This window comes from Mycobacterium sp. KBS0706 (genome assembly GCF_005938675.2).
GTDB lineage: Bacteria > Pseudomonadota > Alphaproteobacteria > DSM-16000 > Inquilinaceae > Inquilinus.
Genome location: NZ_VCCH02000035.1, coordinates 19,435 through 41,629, shown reverse-complemented (window position 1 = coordinate 41,629; position 22,195 = coordinate 19,435). Strand labels below are relative to the sequence as shown.

Here is a 22,195-nt window from a genome sequence, read left to right as displayed (position 1 = left end):
GGCCGAGCCCGGGACAGGTGGAATGGGATTGCTCTACAGCGAAGCGGAGGATGCGGTCGACCTGCACGGACGTCGCATCCTGATCGTCGAGGACGAGCAGATCGTGGCGCTCGACCTGGAGTTGACCCTGCGGACCTGGGGCGGCACCGTGGTCGGCCCGGCGACGACAGTCTCGCGCGCCGTCGAGATGGCGCGCAGCCAGATGATCGACGGCGCCATGGTCGACCTCAACCTGTCCGGCGCCGCGGCCTTCCCGGCGGTCGACATCCTGCTGCAGCGCGGCGTGCCGGTGATCCTGGCGACCAGCTATCCGCGGGAAAGCCTGCCGGCCGCTTACCGCAACCTGCCGATCCTGTCGAAGCCCTACGACCCGCGCCGCTTCTCCGGGCTGGTGCAGTCGATCTTCAACGCCCACCCCGGCGATGCCAGCATCCACTGAGGTCGGCCCCTACGATTGACCCGTCATGGCGAGCCCCGAAGGGGCGTGGCCATCCAGGGCCGCTCGCACCGCCCCTGGATGGCCCCTTCTGAACGCAAGGAGGCGGCTTCGCCTCCTCGCCGTGACGTGAAGGGAAGGCCGGCCAGGGGTCACAACGCCCAGGGCTGCGTCTCGGTCCGCACCGCCTCGCCCGACGCCTTCGCCGCGGCGATCGACAGCGCCAGATACTGGTCCTGCGCCGCCTCGGCGAAGCTGTAGATGTCCTCCCCGGTCTCGACGAAGCGGGCCATGCCGGCCAGGCAGGCGCCGACCGCGATCTCGTCGTCGTTCAGCCGCGCCCCGGCGAAAGGGTTGCGATAGACCCAGTCCGCCCCGGCGAGGAAGCCGACGAGATGGTGGCCCTGGATGTTGGCGTATTGCCCGACATCCTGGCGCAGCAGGCGCAGCGTCACCGGCGTGCGGTGATCCTGCAGATAGCGCAGCTCGTCATCCTTGAGCTCGCCGCGCTCGCCCCGCACCAGCACCCGCGGCGTGCGGATCCAGTGGTGGTACTGGTCGCTGGTGAAATCGAACACTGCCGAGCGGTCGCCGAAATCGAGCGTGGCGATGGTCTGCTCGGACTGGGCGATGCGGTGCTCGGCCGGCGGGCCCGCCCGGGTCGGGCCAGCGACGATCGGGCTGCTGAAGCCCTGGGCCCGGACGCTGGCGTTCTCGAAGCCGAGGCCGAGATATCGCCGGATCAGGCTGGTGCCGTGATAGCCATGTGCCACCGCGACATGGGCATGGCTGGGCGTGCCGATCCGGCCGGCGGCGATCAGCGCCAGCCGGGCGGCATGGGTCGGCTGCAGGAAATACTGCTCGGCCACCTGCAGGCGGGCGCCGCCGCGGACCAGCTCGTGCAGGCGCAGCAGGCCTTCGAGGTCGGGCGCCGGCGGCGTCTCGGACAGCACCGGCAGGCCGCCGGCGGCCAGCTCGGCGATCACCCCGGGCGCGGCCGGCTGCGGCACCGACACCACGGCGAAGCGCGGCCGCGTCAGCCGCAGCAGCGCCTCGGTCGTGCGGAAGGTCGGCAGGCCCCATTGCGCCTCGAAGGCGGCGCCGCGGGCGGGGTCGCGCACCACCACGCCGTCGATGCGGAAGCGCTCCGGCAGCGCCCGGGCGACGCGCAGGAAGAACTCGGTGCGCCAGCCGGGGCCGACGATGGCGAAGTTGCAGGGGGGCATGCGCGGATCCTCGGGACTCGGGGCCGGAGAGGAATCTGACCCCAGAACCGCAAAGGGTGTAAACCGCATGCGGCGAAAGGTCGGAGGAAAGCGATGGCGAAGCGGCCGCGGGCGGATCTGGTGCTGGTCGAGCGTGGCCTGGCGGAAAGCCGGGCGCGGGCCCAGGCGCTGATCCTGGCCGGGCTGGTCTATGAGGGCACGCGCCGGGTCGAGAAGCCGGGCGACGGCGTGGCGCAGCCCGAGGCGCTGTCGGTGCGCGGCCGCGACCATCCCTGGGTCAGCCGCGGCGGGCTGAAGCTGGTCAAGGGCCTCGACCATTTCGGCATCGACCCGGCGGGTCTGACCGGGCTCGACGTCGGCGCCTCGACCGGCGGCTTCACCGATGTCCTGCTCAATCGCGGCGCGACGAAGGTCTATGCTGTCGATGTCGGGCACGGCCAGCTGGCCTGGTCGCTGCGCCAGGATCCGCGCGTGGTGGTGCTGGAGCGGACCAACGCCCGGCATCTGGACCGGGCGCTGATCCCGGACCCGGCCGGTATCATCGTCTGCGACGCCAGCTTCATCGGGCTGGAGACGGTGCTGCCGGCGGCGCTGGGCCTGGCCGCCCCGGGTGCCTGGCTGGTGGCGCTGATCAAGCCGCAATTCGAGGTCGGGCCCGATCGGGTGGGGAAGGGCGGGGTGGTGCGTGACCCGGAGCTGCATCGCGAGGTCTGCGACCGCATCGCCGCCTGGCTCGCCGCCCGCCCGGGCTGGCGGGTGCTGGGCATCACCGAAAGCCCGATCACCGGGCCGGAGGGCAATGTCGAGTTCCTGATCGGCGGGCGGTTCGAGGGGTGATCCGCCGGGTGGCAAGGACGGCTATTCAACCGTATGACGGCAGAGCTAGGTTGCGGTGCCGGCGGAATGCTCGCGGAAGGTTTGGGGCCAATGGACGACAAGGAGAGTGCTCAAGCCCTTATACGAGATGCCATCAAAGCCGTGGATTGGGGGCATTGGATGCAGCCGCCAGGAAACTCCGAAGGCAGGATAGCGGCCGAGCTACGAAAGATATTGGACGCATCTGATGAGGCGTCATCATGGCAATCAGTAATGTATACCGAATACGCATTCGGAAACGCGGAAGCAGGAACTTATTATCCCGCGGTTATTCCAGCTATCCCCATCCTGGCGATGATCGTTCAGAAGGGAGGGGCATGGCCGAGAAGTGCAGCGCTTGAGATATTATCAGATTGGCTGTTTAGCTTTGTTCCAGAACAGAAGTATGGCTGGGTCGTAAATTCAAATTTGCCTGCAGTTGATCTCAGAAATCTAGTTAGTGCAGAGATATTAAATTTGCAGCCGATGTTTGAAGAGATCGCTTCGCTCTCTGATCTTTCAAAGATAGAAAGAATATTTATCGAGGATCTGTTGACTGGACTTGACGACGATAGGTGATATTGCCCTCGCGATAGAGGCCGCTCTTGAGCTCGACCAGATTCATGGCCCATCATTCCTCACGCCGCTTCACCGCATCGTCCCCTTACGTCCCGGCTCCTTCATCGGAGCCTCCTGCGCATGCTTCAGCAGGCTGTCGCGCATCTTGACGATGGCCTGCTGCAGCGCCGCGAACTCCGCCGCATCCAGGCCCGTCGCGTCGACCAGATCCTGCTGCCCGCCCTGCTCGCGCAGGCGGCGCCCGGCCTCGGTCAGGCTGACGATCACCTGCCGCTCGTCGGCGGGGTCGCGCCGGCGGCGGAGATAGCCGAGCTCCTCCAGCCGCTTGAGGATCGGCGTCAGCGTGTTCGATTCCAGGAACAGCTTCTCGCCCAGGCTCTTGACGGTCTGGTTGTCGTCATCCCACAGGGCGACGATGGCGATCCACTGGGTGTAGGTGATGCCGAGCTCCTCGAGGATCGGCCGGTATGCCCGGCCGAAGGCGAGATTGGCCGAATAGACCGCGAAGCACAGGAAATCGGCCAGCTTCGGCAGGTCATGCGGTTTGGATGTGGTCACAGCTGTCCTCACGTCGCGTGATGTCACTCTGATATAGATCGTATCCGATTAAATCGGAAGGTGTTGACACGCGGAATCGTTCAGCTTATATAGATCGTGTCCGATTGAAGCGGACACGATCTATACCAGGGAGGACGCGCCGATCCGCGAGCTCCCGCAACCCAAGGAGCAGACATGAGCAACGCCAATGCACCCGAGCTGAAGCTCGAGGTCGTCACCATCCCGGTCTCGGACATCGACCGCGCCAAGAGCTTCTACACCGGCCTGGGCTGGCGGCTGGACGCCGACATCTCGGGCGACAATTTCCGGGTCATCCAGGTCACCCCGCCGGGCTCGCCGGCCTCGGTGATCTTCGGCCAGGGCAACACCGTGGCCCCCTATTTCATCGTCTCCGACATCGTGGCGACGCAGGCCGAGCTGGCCGCCCGCGGCGTCGAGGTAAGCGAGGTGTACCATTTCGACGAGACCGGCCAGCGCCGCAGCGGGCCGGAGCCGACCCGGCGCAGCTACGCCTCCTGGGCCTCGTTCAAGGACCCGGACGGCAACCCCTGGCAGATCCAGGAGGTCACCGCGCGGCTGCCTGGGCGGGTGGAGGCGGGCGACACCACCTTCACATCGTCGAAGGAGCTTGCCGCCACGCTGCGGCGTGCGGCGGCCGCCCATGGCGAGCATGAGAAGCGGAACGGCGGCGTGCACGACGCCAACTGGCCGGACTGGTACGCCGAATACATCGTCCGCGAGCAGGCCGGCCAGGAGCTGCCGCTGTAAGCGGCGACGATGACGCGTCGCAGCAACCATTAGCATTCAGCGGATTTTTGGACCCAAGGCGAGCCCCGGGCGACGACGGCGTTTGCGAAGATGAGAAGCTTTCTGGCGCATGCGATGAGGGCGAGCTTGTGGGCTTTGCCCTTGGCGGAGAGACGTCGGTAGAGGGCGGCGAGCTGAGGGTTCCACCGGAAGGCGGCGGGGAGAGCGGCGTTGAAGAGGGAGTTGCGCAGGCGCTGTCGTCCGCCGGCGATGTGGCGCTCGCCGTGGTGGTCGCCGGAGTCGTCGTCATAGGGTGCGAGGCCGGCGAGAGCGGCGGCTTTCTCGCGGGAGAGGGAGCCGATCTCTGGCATGCGGACGAGGATGGCGACGGCGGTGCGCAGGCCGATGCCCGAGACGCTTTCGATGAGATCGAGGCGCTGGGCGAGGTCTGGGTGCTGGCGGAGCTCGGCGACGAGGCCGGCGAGCTGCCGCTTGAGCTCCTGCTTGAGGCGGCGGATCTCGAGATCCCAGTGGCGGAGGATGGCGTCGTCGCGGCAGGAGGCGCGTCGGGTCTCCAGCCGGGCGATGTCCTCGGTGATCTGCTCGATCAGGGTGAGCTGCTCGGCCCGGTTGGCGAGGCGCGGGTCGGGCGGGGCGTGGATGTCCTCGTCCTCGCAGTCGGCGGTACAGGCGGCGATCAGGGTGGCGTCGATGCGGTCGTTCTTGGCCCGCTGCAGCCGGTACCGGGCATAGGCCCGGACCTGGGCGGGCTGGAACACGACGACCTCGAAGCCGTCCTGGCGCAACCGGGCGACGACCGCCTTCTCGTAGCCGCCGCTGGCTTCGATACCGGCCCGGCGGACGCGCTGGCGGCGCAGCCAGGTGACAAGCTTGGCGTGGCCGGCCTCGTCGTTGGTGACCTGCAGCCGCGCCTTGGCGCCATGGACGGCCACATCGAGCTTGTGCTTGCCGGTGTCGATTCCGGCATAGGCCATGATAGACTGGCTCATCTTCGTCGACCCTCCCTTGCGATGCGCCCCTCAAAGGGCCTTCAACCATGCGGGTTCGATGAAGTGCCGATCGCGATCTCGCTACGAGAGCAGCCCTGACAGCTGGGTTGGGTTACGATCCGACGATCGGCGGTCCGGCCCGGGCGGCCGCCCGGGCCGGACCGTTCCTCACGGAACGATGACAATCTAATCCATCGCGCTAATACAAGATTGGGTTCGCGCCTCGCGAACCCAACATCGCACCGCCCGAGCCAGTGTTGGGTTCGCATCCGCGAACCCAACCTACAAAACGATCGCTACCGCCCCAGCAGCAGCGGCTGCATCGCCGCGACCGGGCCGTCCGTGACGGCGGCGAGGGCGCCGAAGCGCTCGGCGATCGGGCCCAGGGGGCCCAGCCCGGCCTCGAGCAGCGCCGCCCCGCCGAGCGGGCTGCCCGAGATCAGCCGGCGCAGCGTGTCCAGGGCCGAGCGCGGGCGCGGCAGGCGGACCACCGCGACCTTGGCGTCGGGGCCCAGGCCGATCGCCTGGCGGGCGATGACCATGGCCGCGTCGAGGTCGCCCAGCCGGTCCACCAGGCCGTTCTTCACCGCCTCGCTGCCGAGCCAGACCCGGCCCTGGGCGACGGCGTCGACCGCCTTCGGGTCCATGCCGCGGCCTTTGGCCACGAGCTGCAGGAAGGCGTCGTAGCCGGCGTCGACGCCGGCCTCGAAGCGGCCCTTCTCGACGCTGTCCATGGGCTCGTTCACGGTCCAGATCCCGGCGTTGCGGCCGCGCTGCACGCTGCCCCAGCTGACGCCGACCTTCTTCCACAGCGCCTGCAGCACCGGCTTGCCGGCGAAGATGCCGATCGACCCGGTCAGGGTCGAAGGCTGGGCCACGATCGCCTTGGCCTGGGCGGCGATCCAGTAGCCGCCGGAGGCCGCGGTCTCGCCCATCGATACCACGATCGGCTTGCCGGCGTCGCGCGCCCGCCCGACCGACCGGCCGACCAGGGCCGAGGCGACGACCGAGCCGCCGGGGCTGTCGATGCGCAGCACGATCGCCTTGACCTTGTCGTTCTCGACCGCGTCGTCGATGGTCTCGGCCAGCTCGCGGCCGACGATCTGGCGCTCCAGGCTGCTTTCCGACGGCTCGTCGACGATCGGGCCGGTGGCGTAGATCACCGCGATCCGCGGCTGGTCGCTCTTCACCTCCGGCTCGGTCGCCTCGAGATACGCGTCGGCCTTGACCTCGGTCAGCTTGCGGCCGACCCGGGCGTCGACCAGCCCGTCGACCTCGTCCCAATAGGCCAGCTTGTCGACCAGCTTGGCGTCGACCGCCTCCTTGGCCGTGTACGGCCCGCCATCGATCAACCGCTTGACCTGGTCGGGCGGCAAAGCGCGGCCCTGGGCGATGCCGGCGACCAGCTGGTCGTACAGGCCCTGGGCCATGGCCTCGTTCATCGCCCGGCTGGCCGGGGTGAAGTCGCGCTCGGTGAAGGTCTCGGGCGCCGATTTGTACTGGCCGCGCTTGCTGACCTCGGGCTGGACGCCGACGGTGTCGAGCAGGTCGCGGACGAACGGCACCTCGACCGAGATGCCGGTCAGCCCGACGCCGCCCTGCGGCATCATCAGGCTCTGGTCGAAGCCGGCGGCGAGGAAAACCGCGACATTGCCCGGGCCGCCGCCGCCCAGGTCGTCGGCATGGGCCACGGTCAGCTTGCCGGCCCGCCGCGCCCGGTCGATGGCGTCGCGCAACTCCTGCGCCGAGGCCAGCGGCACCGCGTCGGCCGACAGCCGGGCGACGATGGCGCCGACCCGCGGATCGGCGGCGGCGCGGTCGATCGCGTCGATCGTCTGGTGCAGCGTCAGCGGGCTGCGGCTCAGGCTGAAGCGCCCGGCCGGAATGCCGTCCGGCGCGCCCTTGCGCAGGTCGAGCATCAAGGCGAGGTCGCCCTTCGGCAGCTGCGGCGACCGGTCGGCCGCGTACCAGACCAGCCCGCCGGCGGCCACGATCAGCAGCAGGAACAGCACGCCGAAGATGATGAGGATGGCGCGGATGAAGCGGCCCATGATGCGTCCTGCCCGGGAATCAGCGGTTCATCGCGTGATAGTCGCGGTTCGGCATCATGTCGACGCCCGAAGCGACGCGGTTCGACATGTTGAAGAACCCGGCCACGTCGCAGATGTCGAAAATGTCTTCGTCGGAGAAGCCGTGCTGGCGCAGCGCAGCGCGCTCGGCGTCGCCGACCTTGTGCGGCTCGGTGGTCAGCAGCCAGGCGAAATCCAGCATGGCGCGCTGGCGCGGCGGCAGCCGGGCGACGCGATGGTTGAAGGCCAGCATCTCGCCCAGCTCCGGGTCGTCGGCCAGCTTCCGCACCGCCTGGCCATGCGCGACCAGGCAGTAATAGCAGCGGTTGGCGGAGGAGACGGTGACGGCGATCATCTCCCGCTCCAGCTTCGACAGGCCGCTGTCACCCAGCATCAGCTCGTTGTAGGTGGCGATGAAATTGCGCAGCTTCTTCGGCCGCAGGCTGTAGGCGCGGATCACGTTCGGCACCAGCCCCAGCTTCTCCAGGCATTTGGCGTAATAGGCCTTGAGATCCTCGTCGAGCGCCGACTCGTCCGGGATCGGCAGGGCCATGACGTGATCGGGCTGCGGCACGGCGGGATTCCTTTCTGGTCGCAGGCGCAGCCTAGCAGGCAGCTGCGCCGCCGTCGAACCCGGGCCGCGATCATAGCCCGATACTTGTGCGTGAAGTCGAAACCAGAGTCAGGGTAGGATCGGCGAAGATTTAAAAGCCCGGCATATTCAGATTCGAACATCGAACCGTCATCGTACCGGGCGAGGATGTCCTGTCCATTCGGGGAGGCCGATTCATGGCGATCATCACCGGCGACGATCTCGACAACAGCCTGACCGGCACGGCGGAAGCCGACGTCATCCATGGTCTGGGCGGCAATGACTCGCTCTTCGGCCAGGCCGGCGACGACCAGGTCTTCGGCGATGACGGCAACGATGTGCTGTCCGCCGGGACGGGCCGGGACGTGCTGTCCGGCGGCGCCGGCGACGACACCGTCTTCATCGGCATCGGCGAGGGCGGCGACGGCGACACCGCCGATGGCGGGGCGGGCGTCGACCATCTGTATCTGCAGCTCGATGCCGTCGCCGCGCCGATCGTCCTGTCCATTGCCGACCCGTCGGTCGAGCAGGTGGCGCCGGACGGCACCCGGATCCGCGGCTTCGAGAGCATCCAGTTCTACGCCGGGACGGGTGACGACACCATTACCGGCGGCGATCTCCGCGACGTCGTTCTCGGCGGCGGCGGCAATGACACCGTCCGCGGCGGCGCCGGCGACGACGACCTCTACGGCCAATGGGGCGACGACATCGTCGAGGGCGGGGCCGGCCTCGACTATCTCGACGGAGGCGACGGGAACGACCGGGTCTTCGGCGGGGCGGATGCCGATGTCATCTATGGCGGAACCGGCGACGACCTGGTCCATGGCGGCGACGGCAACGATACCCTCTATGGGCAGGAAGGCCTCGACATCCTCTATGGCGACGCCGGCGACGACCAGCTGCATGGCTGGACAGGCCCCGTCGAACTGCATGGCGGCACCGGCGATGACGTCTACCTCCTGACCCGGTTCGGCCAGGTCGTCGTCGAGGCGGCCGGCGAGGGCATCGATACCGTCTCCGCGAGCCAGTCCTACCGCCTGCCGGACAATGTCGAGAATCTCTTCATCTTCGGAGGGCTGCGCGGGGTCGGCAACGCGCTCGACAACGTCATGACCACCGACGACGGCAGCGGGAGCCTGTTCGGGGCCGCGGGCGACGACACCCTCCATGGCGGGGGGCGCGACGACTGGCTCGACGGCGGGCTGGGCGCCGACACCATGGACGGCGGCGCCGGGAACGACGCCTATGTCGTCGGCAGCACCGGCGATCGGGTCATCGAACTCGACGAGCCGGGCACCGACACCGTGCGATCCGCCATCGACTATCGCCTCGGCGACAATGTCGAAAACCTGGTCCTGATCGGCAGCCGCGCGGTCGACGCCACCGGCAACGCCCTCGCCAATGCCCTTATCGGGAACGACGCGGCCAATGTCCTGGCCGGCGACCTCGGCAAGGATGTCCTGACCGGCGGTGGCGGCGCGGACAGCTTCGTCTTCGACACCGCCTTCGGCGGCAGCAATATCGACCGGCTCACCGATTTCACGCCGGGCGAGGACCATTTTCTGCTCGACCCCGCGATCTTCACCCAGCTGCCGACGGGCACGCTGGCGCCCGATGCCTTCGCGCTGGGGACCGCCGCCGGGGATGCCGATGACCGGATCCTCTACGACATCGACAGCGGCACGCTGCGCTATGACCGCGACGGCACCGGCCCCGGCGCCGCCCGAGCCTTCGCGATCGTGGTGCCGGGCACCGCGCTGTCGGCGTCCGACTTCCTGATCGGCTAGGTCGGCCGCTTGTAGATGCGGTGGTCCAGCCGCTCGTCATCCAGCCCGGCCGGCTCCTGGTGCAGGATCACCTCGGCGTCGGGGAAGGCGGCGGACAGCGCCGCCTCCAGCCGGTCGCAGACGGTATGGGCCTGCCACAGGGTCAGGCTGCCGTCCATCTCGACATGCAGCTCGATGAAGCGGGTGCCGCCGGCGCTGCGGGTGCGCAGGTCGTGCAGGCCCGCCACCTCCGGATCGGCCCGGACGATGGCGGCGATCCGCACCCGGTCCTCCTGCGGCAGCTCGCGGTCCATCAGGTGGTCGACGGCGCGGCGGGCGATACGGGCGGCGCTGACCAGCAGCCACAGCGCGACGCCGATCGCGGCGGCGGGGTCGAGCCACAGCCAGCCCGGTTGCTGGCCGATCACCAGCACCGCCAGCACCACCAGGCTGGTGGCGGTGTCGCCGACATAGTTCAGCCGGTCGGCCTCGATCGCGGTCGATCCGGTGCGGCGGGCGACGCTGCGCTGGAACACGACCAGGAGGACCGTCGCCACCAGCGAGATCGACATCACGGCGATGCCCAGCGGCACCTCGACGATCGGCGCCGGGGTGATGAAGCGGCCGGCCGATTCGAAGATCAGCAGCAGGGCCGAGCCGCCGACGAAGGCGGCCTGGGCGATGGCGCCCAGCGGCTCGGCCTTGCCGTGGCCGTAGCGATGCGACCGGTCGGGCGGCCGCAGCGCATGGCGCACGCTGATCAGGAGGATGCCGGAGGCGGCGACGTCGACCATGCTGTCGAGCAGCGAGGACAGGATCGCGGCCGACCCGGTGACCAGCCAGGCGGCCAGCTTGAGGACGGCCAGGGTCGAGGCGACCGAGACGCTGACCGTGGTGGCCAGCCTCAGCAGCCGGTCGCGCCGCGCCTGGTCGCCGCCGGCCTGGCCGCTCTGAACGGTATCGGTCACGGATACAGCCGGTGGTGGCGCCAGCCGTCGCGGCCCGGCTCGTACACCACCCGGTCGTGCAGCCGGTATGGCCGCTCCTGCCAGAATTCGATCCGCCACGGCACCAGGCGGAAGCCGGACCAATGCGGCGGCCGCGGCACCGGCCCGTCCGACTCCTCGGGGCCGAAGCGGCGGGTGGCGTCGTCGACCGCCTGCTCCAGCGTCGCCCGGTCGGCCAGCGGCCGCGACTGGGCCGAGGCCCAGGCGCCGATCCGGCTGCCGCGGGCCCGGCTGGCGTAATAGGCGTCGGCCTCGGCCGGCTCGACCGGCGTCACCGGCCCCTCGACCCGCACCTGCCGGCGCAGGCTCTTCCAGTAGAAGCACAGCGCCGCCCGCGGGTTGCGGGCCAGCTCGTCACCCTTGCGGCTCTCCAGATTGGTGAAGAAGACGAAGCCGCGCGCCGCCGCCGCGTCGTCGTCGACGCCCTTCAGCAGCACCATCCGGACGGACGGCGCGCCGTCCGTCGCCGCGGTCGCCAGCGCAACAGCATTTGGATCGTTGATTTCATGCGCTGCGGCCAAGCCAAACCAGCTTTCGAACAAAGCAAACGGGTCCGCCGGCGGAACGAAATCAAGATTGGCGGGTTCGGTTGCGGCACTGCCGGGGTTCGGGGTGGGGAACGGGGGCGTCGTCATGGCGCACGGCCTTCACTCGGTCGAATTTTGGCTACATTAGGCATCGCCGCCGTGAAGTCCATGGCGGCCAGGACAGGTCCGATGCCCGCTGCGGGCATCGCAGGAGGATCGGAGAGCATGAGGAAGTTCACCATCGCCGCCGCGCTCGTCGGTGCGGTCGCCTTGGCCGGGTGCCAGGACATGGGACAGAAGCAGGGCATCGGCACCCTGGTCGGCGCGGCCGGCGGTGGCCTGCTGGGGTCGCAGTTCGGCAGCGGCACCGGCAAGCTGGCCGCGACCGCGGCCGGCGTCCTGGTCGGCGGCTGGCTCGGCAACTCGGTCGGCGCCTCGCTCGACCGGTCGGACCAGCTCTATGCCGAGCGCACCTACAACCAGGCTTTCGAGAACTCCCGCAGCGGCACCGAGAGCTCCTGGCGCAACCCGGATTCGGGCAATTACGGCACGGTCACCCCGACCCGCACCTACCAGGACTCCGGGCGCAACTGCCGCGACTTCACCCAGACCATCTATGTCGAGGGCCGGGCCCAGACCGGGCGCGGCACCGCCTGCCGCGAAGGCGATGGCACCTGGCGCATCGTCAACGGCTAAGAGACCGCTTGTAAACGCGACTGGTGCGGCCGTCTGACGGCGGACTCGAAGCTTCCGGTGCTCACGGACCAATGTCCGCTGTGCGCCGGTTCTCGAAACCACCGCCAGCCGACTCACACCAGCGCATTTCCAAACGATCTCTACGACGCACGGACCGACGAAGGCTCGCCGCTCACGGCGGGCCTTCCGCATTCGGGGCGACCCGGTGCAGCGGGATCGGCGGCTTCTCCGCCGGGCCCGGCAGGCGCTCGGCCGGCGGCTCGTCGACCAGCACCGTCGACAGCGGCACGTCGAGGCTGTCGTGATGCGCTTCCTCGGCGGCGTGGATGCGGTCCGCCAGCGCCCGCAGCCAGGCGCCCTCCAGCCCCGGCACCTCGCCGATCTTGCCGCGCATGCCGACGCCCAGGCCGCGCATCAGGTCGGCCAGCGTGGTGACCCGGAGGTCGCGCGAGATCAGCCAGGTGTCGGAGGCGGAGCGTTCGACGAAGCGGGCATGGCGCAACTGCTCCAGCATGCCGTCGAGGGCGGAGATGCCGACCGGCACCCGGTCGAGCAGGGTGCGGCGATGCATGCCGACGCCGAGGCGGCTGGCCGCCGCCAGCTCGCGCAGGGCGGCGACGGCGACGGTCAGCCGCGGCCCCGGCAGCAGGCTGTCGATCTCGCCGCCCAGCAGGCGGCCGGAGCGCCAGTCCGGCAGGGCAGCGGCGATCACCGCGCCGATCAGCACGATCGACCAGGCGAGATACAGCCACAGCAGGAAGATCGGGATCGTCGCCAGGGCGCCGTAGATCGTCTCATAGGCCGGGAAGGCGCGCAGATACCAGGCGAACAGGCGCTTGGAGAGGTCGAAGGCCACCGCCGCGATGATCCCGCCGATCACGGCGTCGTTCCAGCGCACCGATCGGTTCGGGATCAGCTGGTACAGCAGCGTGAAGCCGATGAACTGCAGCATCAGCGGCACGAAGCCGATGAAGGGCGCCCATAGCTGCTGGGCGACGCCGCCGCTATGGCTGCCGAAGAAGCTGATGGTGAAGGAGAAGCTGGCGACGACCAGGATCGGGGTCAGGGTCAGGATCGCCCAGAAGGTGACGATCCGCAGCGCCCAGGGCCGCTGCTCCTTCACCCGCCAGATGCCGTTGAAGGCGTCCTCGATGGTGGCCAGCAGCAGCACCGAGCTGACCACCAGGCCGACGATCGAGAAGGCGGTCAGCCGCCCGGTGTTCTGGCTGAACCCCTCGAGATAGTTCAGCACGGTGTGCCCGACCTCTGGCACCAGCATCTCGACCAGCCAGGCCTGGGCCGCGCCCTTGATCAGGCCGAAGGCGGGGAAGGCGGACAGGATCGAGAAAGCGATGGTGGCGATCGGCACCAGCGCCAGCAGCGAGGAATAGGTCAGCGCCGAGGCGGCCTGCGCCCCGCGGTCGTTCCAGAAACGCAGCACGGCGTAGCGGCCGAAGGTGTAGATCGCCTTAGCCCAGTGGCGGGCCTTGTCGCCCATGCCCCGCCTCTGCTCTTGCCGATCACCCGGTCCCGATGCCATTGATAAGCCCACATTTGACCCGATAGGGCGTTCGTGTACCATCCCCGCATCTTAATCCAAGGACCCGCGGCGCGCCCCGTTCGGGTGTCCTGACCCCAACTGAGGCTCTGCAATGACGGTTCCCTCTCCGCTCCTTCAAGGCAAGCGCGGCTTGATCATGGGCGTCGCCAATGACCGGTCGATCGCCTGGGGGATCGCCTCGGCCTGCGCGGCGCAGGGTGCGGAACTCGCCTTCACCTATCAGGGTGACGCGCTGCACAAGCGTGTCAAGCCGCTCGCGGAGAGCGTCGGCTCGACCCATGTGCTGCCCTGCGACGTCACCGACCATGCCAGCATCGACGCGGTGTTCCAGACGCTGGAGCGCGACTGGGGCAAGCTCGACTTCCTGGTGCACGGCATCGCCTTCTCCGACAAGAACGAGCTCGACGGCCTGTACCTGAACACGACGCGGGACAACTTCCTGCGCACCATGGACATCTCCTGCTACAGCTTCACCGCCGTGGCGCAGCGGGCGGTGCCGCTGATGCGCGACGGCGGCAGCCTCTTGACCCTGACCTATTACGGGGCGGAGCGGGTGATGCCGCATTACAACGTGATGGGCGTGGCCAAGGCGGCGCTGGAGGCCAGCGTGCGCTACCTCGCGGTCGATCTCGGCGGCCGCGGCATTCGGGTCAACGCCATCTCGGCCGGCCCGATCAAGACCCTGGCCGCCAGCGGCATCGGCGATTTCCGCTACATCCTGAAGTGGAACGAGCTGAATGCGCCCTTGAAGCGCAACGTCACCATCGAGCAGGTCGGCGGCGCCGGCCTGTACCTGCTGTCCGAGCTCGGCTCCGGCGTCACCGGCGAGGTCCACCACGTCGACAGCGGCTACCACACCGTCGGCATGGTTTCGGTCGACGCCGCCGCGGCCACCGCCGAGCTGCTGCAGGGCCTGGCGCCGAAGTCATGAGCGCGGCCGTCACGGTCCGGCTGGCCGCGGACGCCGACCGCGCGGCCGTGACGGAGCTGTTCCAGGATCTCGACCGGCACTACGCCCAGGGCCGCACGCTCGATCCTGACGCGGTGACGGCCGAGCGGGTCGAGCAGTATGTCTGGGGCCAGCATCCGACCGAGATCGCCCTGGCCGAGATCGACGACCGGGCGGTCGGAGTCGCCAGCTTCGGCATGCTCTTCCCGGGGCGGACCCTGACCGGCCATCTGCAGCTGAAAGACCTGTATGTCCGTGACGGGGCGCGGGGGCTGGGGGCCGGGGAGGCGCTGCTGCGCTTCCTGGCCCGGCTGGCGCAGGCGCGCGGCTGCACCCGGCTCGACTGGACCACCGAGACCTGGAACGAGGGGGCGCAGCGCCTCTACGACCGGATCGGCGCGGCGCGGCTGGCGCAGAAGATCTATTATCGGCTCGAGGGCGACGCCCTCGATCGCGTGGCCGGAGAGGGCTGAGGCGGATATGGCCGGCAACAGCTTCGGAACCCTGTTCCGCTTCACCACCTGGGGCGAAAGCCACGGGCCCGCCATCGGCGTCGTGGTCGACGGTGCGCCGCCGCGCATCCCCTTGAGCGAAGCCGACATCCAGCCCTGGATGGACAAGCGCAAGCCCGGCCAGTCGCGCTTCGTCACCCAGCGGCGCGAGGCCGACGAGGTGAAGATCCTGTCCGGCGTCTATGAGGGCCAGACCACCGGCACGCCGATCTCGCTGCTGATCGAGAACACCGACCAACGCAGCAAGGACTATTCCGAGATCGCGGCCAAGTTCCGGCCTGGCCATGCCGACTACACCTATTGGAAGAAATACGGCATCCGCGACCCGCGCGGTGGCGGCCGGTCCAGCGCGCGCGAGACCGCCTGCCGGGTCGCCGCCGGAGCCGTCGCCCGCAAGATCCTGGCGGGCGTCACCATCCGCGGCGCGCTGGTGCAGATCGGACCGCACAAGATCGACCGCGGCCGCTGGGACTGGGACGAGGTCGACCGCAACCCGTTCTTCTGCCCCGATGCCGAGACCGCTTCACGCTGGGAGGACTATCTCGACGGCGTGCGCAAGGCCGGGTCCTCGACCGGCGCCGTGGTCGAGGTGGTGGCCGAGGGCGTGCCGCCCGGCTGGGGCGAGCCGATCTACGACAAGCTCGACAGCGAGCTGGCCCGGGCGATGATGACGATCAACGCGGTCAAGGGGGTCGAGATCGGCGCCGGTTTCGGCGCGGCGGCCCTGTCCGGCGAGGAGAATGCCGACGAGATGCTGATGGGCAATGACGGCGCGGTCCGCTTCACCGCGAACAATGCCGGCGGCATCCTCGGCGGCATCTCGACCGGCCAGCCGGTGGTGGTGCGCTTCGCGGTCAAGCCGACCAGCTCGATCCTGACGCCGCGGCGCACGGTCGACATCGAGGGCCACAACACCGAGATCCTGACCAAGGGCCGGCACGACCCCTGCGTCGGCATCCGCGCCGTACCGGTGGGCGAGGCGATGATGGCCTGCGTCCTGGCCGACCACCTGTTGCGGCAGAGGGCGATCGAAGGCTGAGGCGGCACACCCGCGCCTCGCCCTCCGCCGTCATTCCCGCGGAAGCGGGAATCTCGTTCCGGTCAGGCTGTCATGAGATCCCCGCTTTCGTAGGGATGACGGAATGGGAATTGCGACGGCAATTCTCTCGCGGGAGAATGACAGGCCCATCACCGGTCGCTGGAGCCTGCCTTCGCAAGCATCGCCATCCACGAACTCGACGCACAGCTGATGGTTCGCCTGCGCCGGCGTGCCGCCCGTAACGGTCATTCGGTCGAAGATGAAGCGCGGGACATTCTTCGGTCTGTGCTGTCGCAAGATGCTGGCGGCACGGTGAACTTGGCCGATGCGATCCGGCAGCGCTTTGCAACGCTGGGCGGCGTCGACCTTCCGGAGATGCCGAGAGAGGCGATCCGCGAGCCGCCCGGCTTCGACGATGATACCGGCGATCCAGGAGGCTAACCCGTCATGGCGAGCCCCGAAGGGGCGTGGCTATCCAGCGGCTCGATCTCTGGATGGCCACGGCGCTGCGCGCGGCTGATATCGGTCGGGGCTTGCCCCCTCACCGCCGGCGGACGACCCTCTGGGCGCGGATGTCGATCACCGTGAAGGCACGGTCGGCATAGGCCTGGATGCCGCTTTCGGTCGCCGTCGTCGGGTTGTCGAAGAAGCACTTGATCCTGCCGCGGCGCACCAGGGCGTAAGGCGCCACCGCAGCCCCGTCGGATTCGGACAAAAATTTCGCCAAAGCCTCGATATCCGCGCGGTCGGCAGGTTCGCTCGCGGTCATGAAGTCCCTCCGGATCTGAGCGGGTCGCAGCCGACGCCTGTCGCCGACGCCGATGTCACACAGTCGTCATGTCCGACTATATACGCCGACCGGCGTCGGGATGGGAGGGGCCGTGTCGTTCCGATCGCAAAACCCTTGCTCCCACGGTCCACGTGCCGCCACCCTCGCCGCATCTGTGAACTTTCGCCGACCTCGCGGGTTCGGTGGGGTGCACCCAAACCTGGACGCTTGGCGCAAACCGGCGCACATCTTCCAGCGAATCGGAAGGAGAACCCTGATGCGCCGCATCCTGACGCTGTTCGTCGTGCCTGCGATGCTGGCGCTGGCCGCCTGCAATTCGGGGGGCTCGGCCGGGTCCGCCCGGGGCGGGCTGCCGACGCTCAACCCGCTGCTGACCGAAGCCATGCCGGCGGTGGTGAACGTCCAGGTCAAGGGCACGGTCCGCCCCAGCGCCGAGATGCTGCGCGACCCCGACATCCGGCGCTATTTCGGCGGCGAGAAGGAGAAGGCGTTCCGCAGCGTCGGCTCCGGCGTCATCGTCAATGCGGCCAAGGGCCTGGTCGTCACCAGCGCCCATGTCGTCGAGAACGCCACCGAGATCGGCGTCACCCTGGGCGACGGCAACGAGGTGCCGGCCCAGGTGGTGGGGTCGGCCGCCGACATCGACATCGCGGTGCTGCGCATCCCTGCCAGCGGGCTGAAGACCGAGCTGCCGGTGGACGACACCGACATGCCCAAGGTCGGCGACTTCGTGGTCGCGATCGGCAATCCGTTCGGCCTCGGCCAGACCGCCTCGCTCGGCATCGTCAGCGCCACCGGCCGCAGCGGCCTCGGCATCGAAGGCTATGAGGACTTCATCCAGACCGACGCGGCGATCAACCCCGGCAGCTCCGGCGGGGCGCTGATCAATCTCGACGGCCATCTCGTCGGTATCAACACGGCCATCCTCAGCCCGTCCGGCGCCAATGCCGGCATCGGCTTCGCCATCCCGATGCACATGGTCAAGAACTCGATCGACCAGATCGAGCAATTCGGCTCGGTGTCGCGGGCCCGACTCGGCGTCGCCATCGAGGACCTGACTGCGGCCAAGGCGGCGTCGCGCGGGATCGCCGGCGTCACCCGCGGCGCGCTGATCACCGGCATCGTCCCCGGCACCGTCGCGGCCTCGGCCGGCCTCAAGGTCGGCGACGTGGTCACGGGGCTGGACGGGCACCCGATCGACGGCGCCACCGCGCTGCGCAACGCCGTCGGCCTGATGCGGCCTCAGACCTCGGTGATGCTGACCGTGGTCCGCGGCAAGGAGACGCTCAGCCTGCCGGTCGCGCTCGGCGCGCAATAGCCGTATTCACATTCCGGCGCTGGCGTTGGGCCTCGCCGCCGGTGTAACGGTCTGGGATCAGATCCGGCCGGCACGGTCCTCGCGACCGTGCCGGCCTCGTCTTCCGCGGCGCCGAGGTACCGGACGTTCATGCTGATCGCCCAGATCACCGACACCCATGTGACCACGCCGGACGTCGCGGTCGAGACCGGGATCGACGCGCTCGGCGCGCTGCGCCGCTGTGCCGAGCACCTCGCCGCGCTGTCGCCGCGGCCGGACCTGCTGCTGGTCACCGGCGACCTGGTCGACCGCGGCGATGTCGAATCGTACCGGCTGTTCCAGAAGGCGCTGACGCCGCTGGGCCTGCCGATGCTGGCGATCCCCGGCAACCATGACGACCGCGAGGCGATGCGCGAGGCCTTCGCCGGCCATGCCGGGATCGGCGCCGAGGGCCCGTTCCTCAACATCGCCGGCGAGACCGGCGGCCTGCGCCTGATCGGGCTCGACACCACCATCCCGGGCCGGATCGAGGGACTGTTGTGCGACGAGCGCCTGGAGTGGCTCGACGCCCGGCTGTCTGAGGCGCCGCAGCAGCCGGCGCTGCTGTTCATGCACCACCCGCCCTTCGAGACCGGCCTGACCCGGATGGATGGCTGGCGCTGCGGCAATGGCGACGGCCTGGCCCGCGTGCTGGTGCGGCATCGCCAGGTGGTGCATGTGCTGTGCGGCCATGTCCACCGGGCGGTCGACACCACCTTCGCCGGCATCCCGGCCTCGATCGGGCCCAGCCCGTCGCATGCGGTCGGGTTCAACCTCGAGCAGGGGGCCGAGCTGACGGTCGGCATCGAGCCGCCCCTGGTCCGGCTGCTGTACTGGACCGGCAAGCGGCTGATCTCGCATCTGTCGCCGATCGACGGGGTGCAGCGGCGCGTGTCCTGATGCCGGGCCGGAAGACGGAGGCGGCGATGCCTGATCCCGAGATCGTCCTGACCGAGACGGCCGACGACCGGCTGGACGCGCTGATCAATGACGGGCTGAACGCCTTCAACGACACGGTCATCGGCTACAGCGACCGGCGGCCGCTCTCGGTCGTGGTCCGCGATCCCGGGACCGGCGAGATCCTCGGCGGCGCCAAGGGGCGCACCTCGCTGGGGCTGCTGTTCGTCGAGCTGTTCTGGCTGCCGGAGGCGCTGCGCGGCTCGGGGCTGGGCAGCCGGATCCTGCGGATGATGGAGGAGGAGGGACGGCGGCGCGGCTGCCGTTCGGCGGTCCTCTTCACCATCAGCTTCCAGGCGCCGGACTTCTATCGCCGCCATGGCTGGCGGGTGTTCGGCGACATCCCCTGCGACCCGCCGGGCACCAGCCGGGTGTTCATGACCAAGGACCTGGCCTAGCCCGCGACCGTGGCCCGCCGCACCAGGGTGACCGGCACCGTCTCCACCGTCGCCGGCCTGGCGGGATCCTCGGCGCGGTCCAGCATCAGCGCCACGGCGCGGGCGGCGATGCGGGCGGCGTCCTGGCGGATCGTGGTCAGGCGATAGGGGGCGAGGCCGGCCGGCGTCACGTCGTCGAAGCCGATGATCGAAAGATCGCGCGGGGCGGCGCGTCCTGCCGCCCTGGCCCCGTCCAGGAAGCCGCAGGCCAGCACGTCGCTGGCGCAGAACAGCCCGTCCAGCGGCGCGCCCCAGGCCCCGGCGGCGGCCGCGGCGCCGGCGTCGTGGTCGGGCCCGGCGGCGACGATCGGGCGGAAGGTGGCGCGGCCGGCGGCCAGGGCCGGCGCCAGCGCGGCAACGAAGGCGGCGCTGCGGGCCAGGCCGCTATAGGTGCCGCCCTCGACCCCAAGGAAGCCGAGATGCCGGCAGCCCGCATCCAGCAGCGCCTGCGCCGCCAGCCGGCCGCCGGTCTCGTTGTCCGACAGCACGGCGTCGACCCCGGGGATCGACACGGCGCGGTTCAGCGCCACCACCGGGATGCCCAGCCGGGCGCATTGCTCGGCCAGGGCGATCGGCGGCGCGCCGGAGGTCACCAGCACGCCACTGACCCGGTACTGCAGGAACCGTGCGATAGTGCGGTCCAGCGCCGCCTCGTCGCCGACCTCGCTGACCAGCGACTGCAGGCCGTGGCCGTCGATCTCGCGCAGCAGCGCCTCGAACAGGGCGGCGCGGTAGGGGTCGGTGGCGCCGCGCACGACGATGCCGACCAGGTCGGAGCGCTGGCGGTTCATGCCGCGGCCCAGCATGTTGACCTGGTAGCCCAGCGCCGAGGCCGCCTCCAGCACCCGCTCGCGGGTCTCGGCCGCGACCCGGGCCTGGCCGGACATGATGCGCGAGACCGTGGCGCGCGACACTCCGGCCCGCTCCGCCACTGCCTGCGCCGTCGCCGGCCGCGTCTCGCTGTCCTGCCGTTGTCGTCCCAACCAGCGCTCCCCTGCCGATGACCCCAGGATAGCGCACACGTGTTCATGAAGGCGAGGTGCCGTAAAGGTGAAATCGGCAGGCCCAAAGGATTGTCACCGGACCGTCACGAAACATTCATTTCCTTGAAAGCGTGCGGTGTTCGGAGCCATGATAGAACCGCCGCCGGAGAGCGGTGCGGCCGACATTCGGATATGGCAATGTGTGAACACGTGTTCACATCTTCGTCCGGGGCGTCGCCGACCATCCTGCGGACTGGGGAGGGATTGAAGATGACGACAAAGTTGATCGGCCGGGTTGCGGGCCTCGCGGCGCTCCTGCTGGCCGGGGCGGCGCAGGCGGACGAGCTGGTGATCGCCGGCCGCGACGGCGTCTATGGCGACGCTCTGGCCTATGCGATCGATGCCTACAAGACGGTGTCGCCGGACACCGAGGTCGAGCTGCTGAAGCTGCCCTATGGCAGCCTGTACGAGAAGCTGGTGGTGTCGCTGCGCGGCGGCGCCGACGCCTATGACGTGATCGTCGCCGACGACACCTGGATGCCGGAATTCACCGCCAATGGCTGGCTGAAGCCGGTGACCGCCGACCTGTCGGGCGTGATCCCCAGCCTGACCGCCCTGTCCAAGGGCAAGGACGGGCAGGTGGTGGCGCTGCCCTTCGCCGGCAATGTCGAGATGTTCGCCTACCGCACCGACCTGTTCCAGGCGGCCGGCCTGGCCGCGCCGAAGAGCTGGAGCGACGTGGTCAAGGCGGCCGAGGCGCTGAAGGCCAAGGACCCGAATGTCGCCGGCGTGGTGTTCCGCGGCACCAAGGGCAACCCGATCGTCACCGGCTTCCTGCCGATCTTCTGGGCCCATGGCGGCGAGATCATCGACGGCTCGGGCAAGGCGGCGCTGGCGTCGCCCGCCGGCACCAAGGCGCTGCAGCAGTTCCTGGCGCTGAAGGCCTTCGCCCCGACCGGGGTCGAGACCTATAACGCCACCGAGGTGCGCGACGCGCTGCAGCAGGGCCGCGCCGCCATGGCGATCGAGGTCTGGCCGGCCTGGGTGCCGTCGCTGGACGACGCCGCCAAGTCGAAGGTGGTCGGCAAGGTCGCGATCGGCCCGGCCCCGGGCGAGACCAAGGGCCCGGCGCCGATGCTGGGCATCTGGCAGGTGGCGGTGCCGTCGGGCGCGCCGAATGCCGAGGGTGCGCAGAAGTTCCTGGCCTTCCTGAACGGCGCCGACATGCAGAAGGAGCTGGCGCTGCGCTTCGGCCTGCCGCCGACGCTGACCGCGCTGTATGCCGACAAGGACCTGGTCGCCAAGTACCGCTGGTACCCGGACCAGCTGAAGGCGCTCGAGGCCGGCGTGTCGCGGCCGCGGATCAAGCAGTGGCCGCAGGTCGAATCGATCCTCGGCGACTACCTGCAGCTGGCCCTGGTCGGCCAGATGGCGCCGGAGGAGGCGCTGACGAAGGCCTCGGCCGACATCGACGCGGCGCTGGCGAAGTGAGGCACGAGCTTACCCTATTCTGTCATCGCCGGGCTTGACCCGGCGATCCAAGGCAACCGAGAGCGGTGCCTG

Annotated in this window: 24 protein-coding genes; 14 read left to right on the top strand and 10 right to left on the bottom strand. The window is 69.4% G+C overall.

Annotation, left to right across the window (positions count from 1 at the left end; all coding sequences use genetic code 11):
- Nucleotides 1–22 precede the first annotated feature (22 nt).
- A complete protein-coding gene (locus FFK22_RS19770) occupies nt 23–439 on the top strand; it encodes a response regulator (protein ID WP_138889571.1) in 417 nt (138 codons plus the stop codon).
- 149 nt (nt 440–588) lie between these two features.
- Here the strand turns inward: FFK22_RS19770 and FFK22_RS19765 are convergent, their stop codons facing one another.
- Nucleotides 589–1,662, bottom strand: a complete 1,074-nt coding sequence (locus FFK22_RS19765; RefSeq protein ID WP_138889572.1) for a Gfo/Idh/MocA family protein — start codon at nt 1,660–1,662, stop codon at nt 589–591.
- Nucleotides 1,663–1,755: 93 nt separating this feature from the next.
- On the opposite strand from FFK22_RS19765, the gene FFK22_RS19760 reads away from it, so the two are divergent.
- The gene (locus tag FFK22_RS19760; protein ID WP_138889573.1) at nt 1,756–2,499 is read left to right on the top strand and encodes a TlyA family RNA methyltransferase; all 744 of its coding nucleotides are present in this window, start codon (nt 1,756–1,758) and stop codon (nt 2,497–2,499) included.
- Nucleotides 2,500–2,589: 90 nt separating this feature from the next.
- Nucleotides 2,590–3,096: a hypothetical protein gene (locus FFK22_RS19755; RefSeq protein ID WP_138889574.1), complete on the top strand. Its 507-nt coding sequence runs from the start codon at nt 2,590–2,592 to the stop codon at nt 3,094–3,096.
- Nucleotides 3,097–3,165: 69 nt separating this feature from the next.
- Here the strand turns inward: FFK22_RS19755 and FFK22_RS19750 are convergent, their stop codons facing one another.
- Nucleotides 3,166–3,654, bottom strand: a complete 489-nt coding sequence (locus tag FFK22_RS19750; protein ID WP_138889575.1) for a MarR family winged helix-turn-helix transcriptional regulator — start codon at nt 3,652–3,654, stop codon at nt 3,166–3,168.
- 174 nt (nt 3,655–3,828) lie between these two features.
- On the opposite strand from FFK22_RS19750, the gene FFK22_RS19745 reads away from it, so the two are divergent.
- Nucleotides 3,829–4,422 carry a VOC family protein gene (locus FFK22_RS19745; RefSeq protein WP_138889576.1) on the top strand — a complete coding sequence of 198 codons (594 nt, stop codon included), beginning with the start codon at nt 3,829–3,831 and terminating at the stop codon, nt 4,420–4,422.
- Between the two features lie 29 nt (nt 4,423–4,451).
- Here FFK22_RS19745 and FFK22_RS19740 read toward each other — a convergent pair whose 3' ends face one another.
- From FFK22_RS19740 to FFK22_RS19730, 3 genes are all read right to left on the bottom strand, one after another.
- Entirely contained in the window at nt 4,452–5,396 is a 945-nt protein-coding gene (locus FFK22_RS19740) for an IS110 family transposase (RefSeq protein WP_221938715.1), read from the bottom strand.
- A 311-nt stretch (nt 5,397–5,707) separates the two neighbouring features.
- Nucleotides 5,708–7,462, bottom strand: a complete 1,755-nt coding sequence (gene sppA, locus FFK22_RS19735) for a signal peptide peptidase SppA (RefSeq protein ID WP_138889578.1) — start codon at nt 7,460–7,462, stop codon at nt 5,708–5,710.
- Between the two features lie 19 nt (nt 7,463–7,481).
- Complete coding sequence (locus FFK22_RS19730; RefSeq protein WP_138889579.1) at nt 7,482–8,054, bottom strand: peroxidase-related enzyme; 573 nt, start codon at nt 8,052–8,054, stop codon at nt 7,482–7,484.
- Between the two features lie 215 nt (nt 8,055–8,269).
- On the opposite strand from FFK22_RS19730, the gene FFK22_RS19725 reads away from it, so the two are divergent.
- Nucleotides 8,270–9,859, top strand: a complete 1,590-nt coding sequence (locus FFK22_RS19725) for a calcium-binding protein (RefSeq protein ID WP_138889580.1) — start codon at nt 8,270–8,272, stop codon at nt 9,857–9,859.
- Here the strand turns inward: FFK22_RS19725 and FFK22_RS19720 are convergent.
- Together FFK22_RS19720 and pdxH are read right to left on the bottom strand one after the other, a co-directional pair.
- Complete coding sequence (locus FFK22_RS19720) at nt 9,856–10,806, bottom strand: cation diffusion facilitator family transporter (RefSeq protein ID WP_138889581.1); 951 nt, start codon at nt 10,804–10,806, stop codon at nt 9,856–9,858. The two genes, FFK22_RS19725 and FFK22_RS19720, sit on opposite strands and share 4 nt — an antisense overlap.
- A complete protein-coding gene (gene pdxH / locus FFK22_RS19715; protein WP_221938714.1) occupies nt 10,803–11,366 on the bottom strand; it encodes a pyridoxamine 5'-phosphate oxidase in 564 nt (187 codons plus the stop codon). Before pdxH ends, FFK22_RS19720 begins: the two co-directional genes overlap by 4 nt.
- A 231-nt stretch (nt 11,367–11,597) precedes the next feature.
- Here pdxH and FFK22_RS19710 point away from each other — a divergent pair, with 231 nt between their 5' ends.
- On the top strand, nt 11,598–12,068 hold the full coding sequence (locus tag FFK22_RS19710; protein ID WP_138889583.1) for an RT0821/Lpp0805 family surface protein: 471 nt from the start codon (nt 11,598–11,600) through the stop codon (nt 12,066–12,068).
- 172 nt (nt 12,069–12,240) lie between these two features.
- Here the strand turns inward: FFK22_RS19710 and FFK22_RS19705 are convergent, their stop codons facing one another.
- On the bottom strand, nt 12,241–13,566 hold the full coding sequence (locus tag FFK22_RS19705; protein WP_186002551.1) for a YihY family inner membrane protein: 1,326 nt from the start codon (nt 13,564–13,566) through the stop codon (nt 12,241–12,243).
- A 154-nt stretch (nt 13,567–13,720) separates the two neighbouring features.
- Here FFK22_RS19705 and fabI point away from each other — a divergent pair, with 154 nt between their 5' ends.
- From fabI to FFK22_RS19685, 4 genes are all read left to right on the top strand, one after another.
- A complete protein-coding gene (fabI, locus tag FFK22_RS19700; protein ID WP_138889585.1) occupies nt 13,721–14,560 on the top strand; it encodes an enoyl-ACP reductase FabI in 840 nt (279 codons plus the stop codon).
- Nucleotides 14,557–15,051, top strand: a complete 495-nt coding sequence (locus FFK22_RS19695; protein WP_138889586.1) for a GNAT family N-acetyltransferase — start codon at nt 14,557–14,559, stop codon at nt 15,049–15,051. Before fabI ends, FFK22_RS19695 begins: the two co-directional genes overlap by 4 nt.
- Nucleotides 15,052–15,058: 7 nt before the next feature.
- On the top strand, nt 15,059–16,129 hold the full coding sequence (gene aroC, locus FFK22_RS19690; RefSeq protein WP_138889587.1) for a chorismate synthase: 1,071 nt from the start codon (nt 15,059–15,061) through the stop codon (nt 16,127–16,129).
- Nucleotides 16,130–16,288: 159 nt separating this feature from the next.
- Nucleotides 16,289–16,570 carry a plasmid stabilization protein gene (locus FFK22_RS19685; RefSeq protein ID WP_373683756.1) on the top strand — a complete coding sequence of 94 codons (282 nt, stop codon included), beginning with the start codon at nt 16,289–16,291 and terminating at the stop codon, nt 16,568–16,570.
- Between the two features lie 100 nt (nt 16,571–16,670).
- Here FFK22_RS19685 and FFK22_RS19680 read toward each other — a convergent pair whose 3' ends face one another.
- Nucleotides 16,671–16,898 carry a hypothetical protein gene (locus tag FFK22_RS19680; RefSeq protein WP_138889589.1) on the bottom strand — a complete coding sequence of 76 codons (228 nt, stop codon included), beginning with the start codon at nt 16,896–16,898 and terminating at the stop codon, nt 16,671–16,673.
- Nucleotides 16,899–17,175: 277 nt separating this feature from the next.
- On the opposite strand from FFK22_RS19680, the gene FFK22_RS19675 reads away from it, so the two are divergent.
- The 3 genes from FFK22_RS19675 to FFK22_RS19665 all read left to right on the top strand — a co-directional run bounded on the left by FFK22_RS19675 (nt 17,176) and on the right by FFK22_RS19665 (nt 19,610).
- On the top strand, nt 17,176–18,237 hold the full coding sequence (locus FFK22_RS19675) for a trypsin-like peptidase domain-containing protein (protein WP_186002550.1): 1,062 nt from the start codon (nt 17,176–17,178) through the stop codon (nt 18,235–18,237).
- Between the two features lie 129 nt (nt 18,238–18,366).
- Nucleotides 18,367–19,155 carry a phosphodiesterase gene (locus FFK22_RS19670; protein ID WP_138889591.1) on the top strand — a complete coding sequence of 263 codons (789 nt, stop codon included), beginning with the start codon at nt 18,367–18,369 and terminating at the stop codon, nt 19,153–19,155.
- A 26-nt stretch (nt 19,156–19,181) separates the two neighbouring features.
- On the top strand, nt 19,182–19,610 hold the full coding sequence (locus FFK22_RS19665) for a GNAT family N-acetyltransferase (RefSeq protein ID WP_138889592.1): 429 nt from the start codon (nt 19,182–19,184) through the stop codon (nt 19,608–19,610).
- On the opposite strand, the gene FFK22_RS19660 is transcribed toward FFK22_RS19665, so the two are convergent.
- On the bottom strand, nt 19,607–20,632 hold the full coding sequence (locus FFK22_RS19660) for a LacI family DNA-binding transcriptional regulator (RefSeq protein ID WP_221938713.1): 1,026 nt from the start codon (nt 20,630–20,632) through the stop codon (nt 19,607–19,609). The two genes, FFK22_RS19665 and FFK22_RS19660, sit on opposite strands and share 4 nt — an antisense overlap.
- Before the next feature lie 270 nt (nt 20,633–20,902).
- Here FFK22_RS19660 and FFK22_RS19655 point away from each other — a divergent pair, with 270 nt between their 5' ends.
- Entirely contained in the window at nt 20,903–22,123 is a 1,221-nt protein-coding gene (locus tag FFK22_RS19655) for an ABC transporter substrate-binding protein (RefSeq protein ID WP_138889593.1), read from the top strand.
- Nucleotides 22,124–22,195 lie beyond the last annotated feature (72 nt).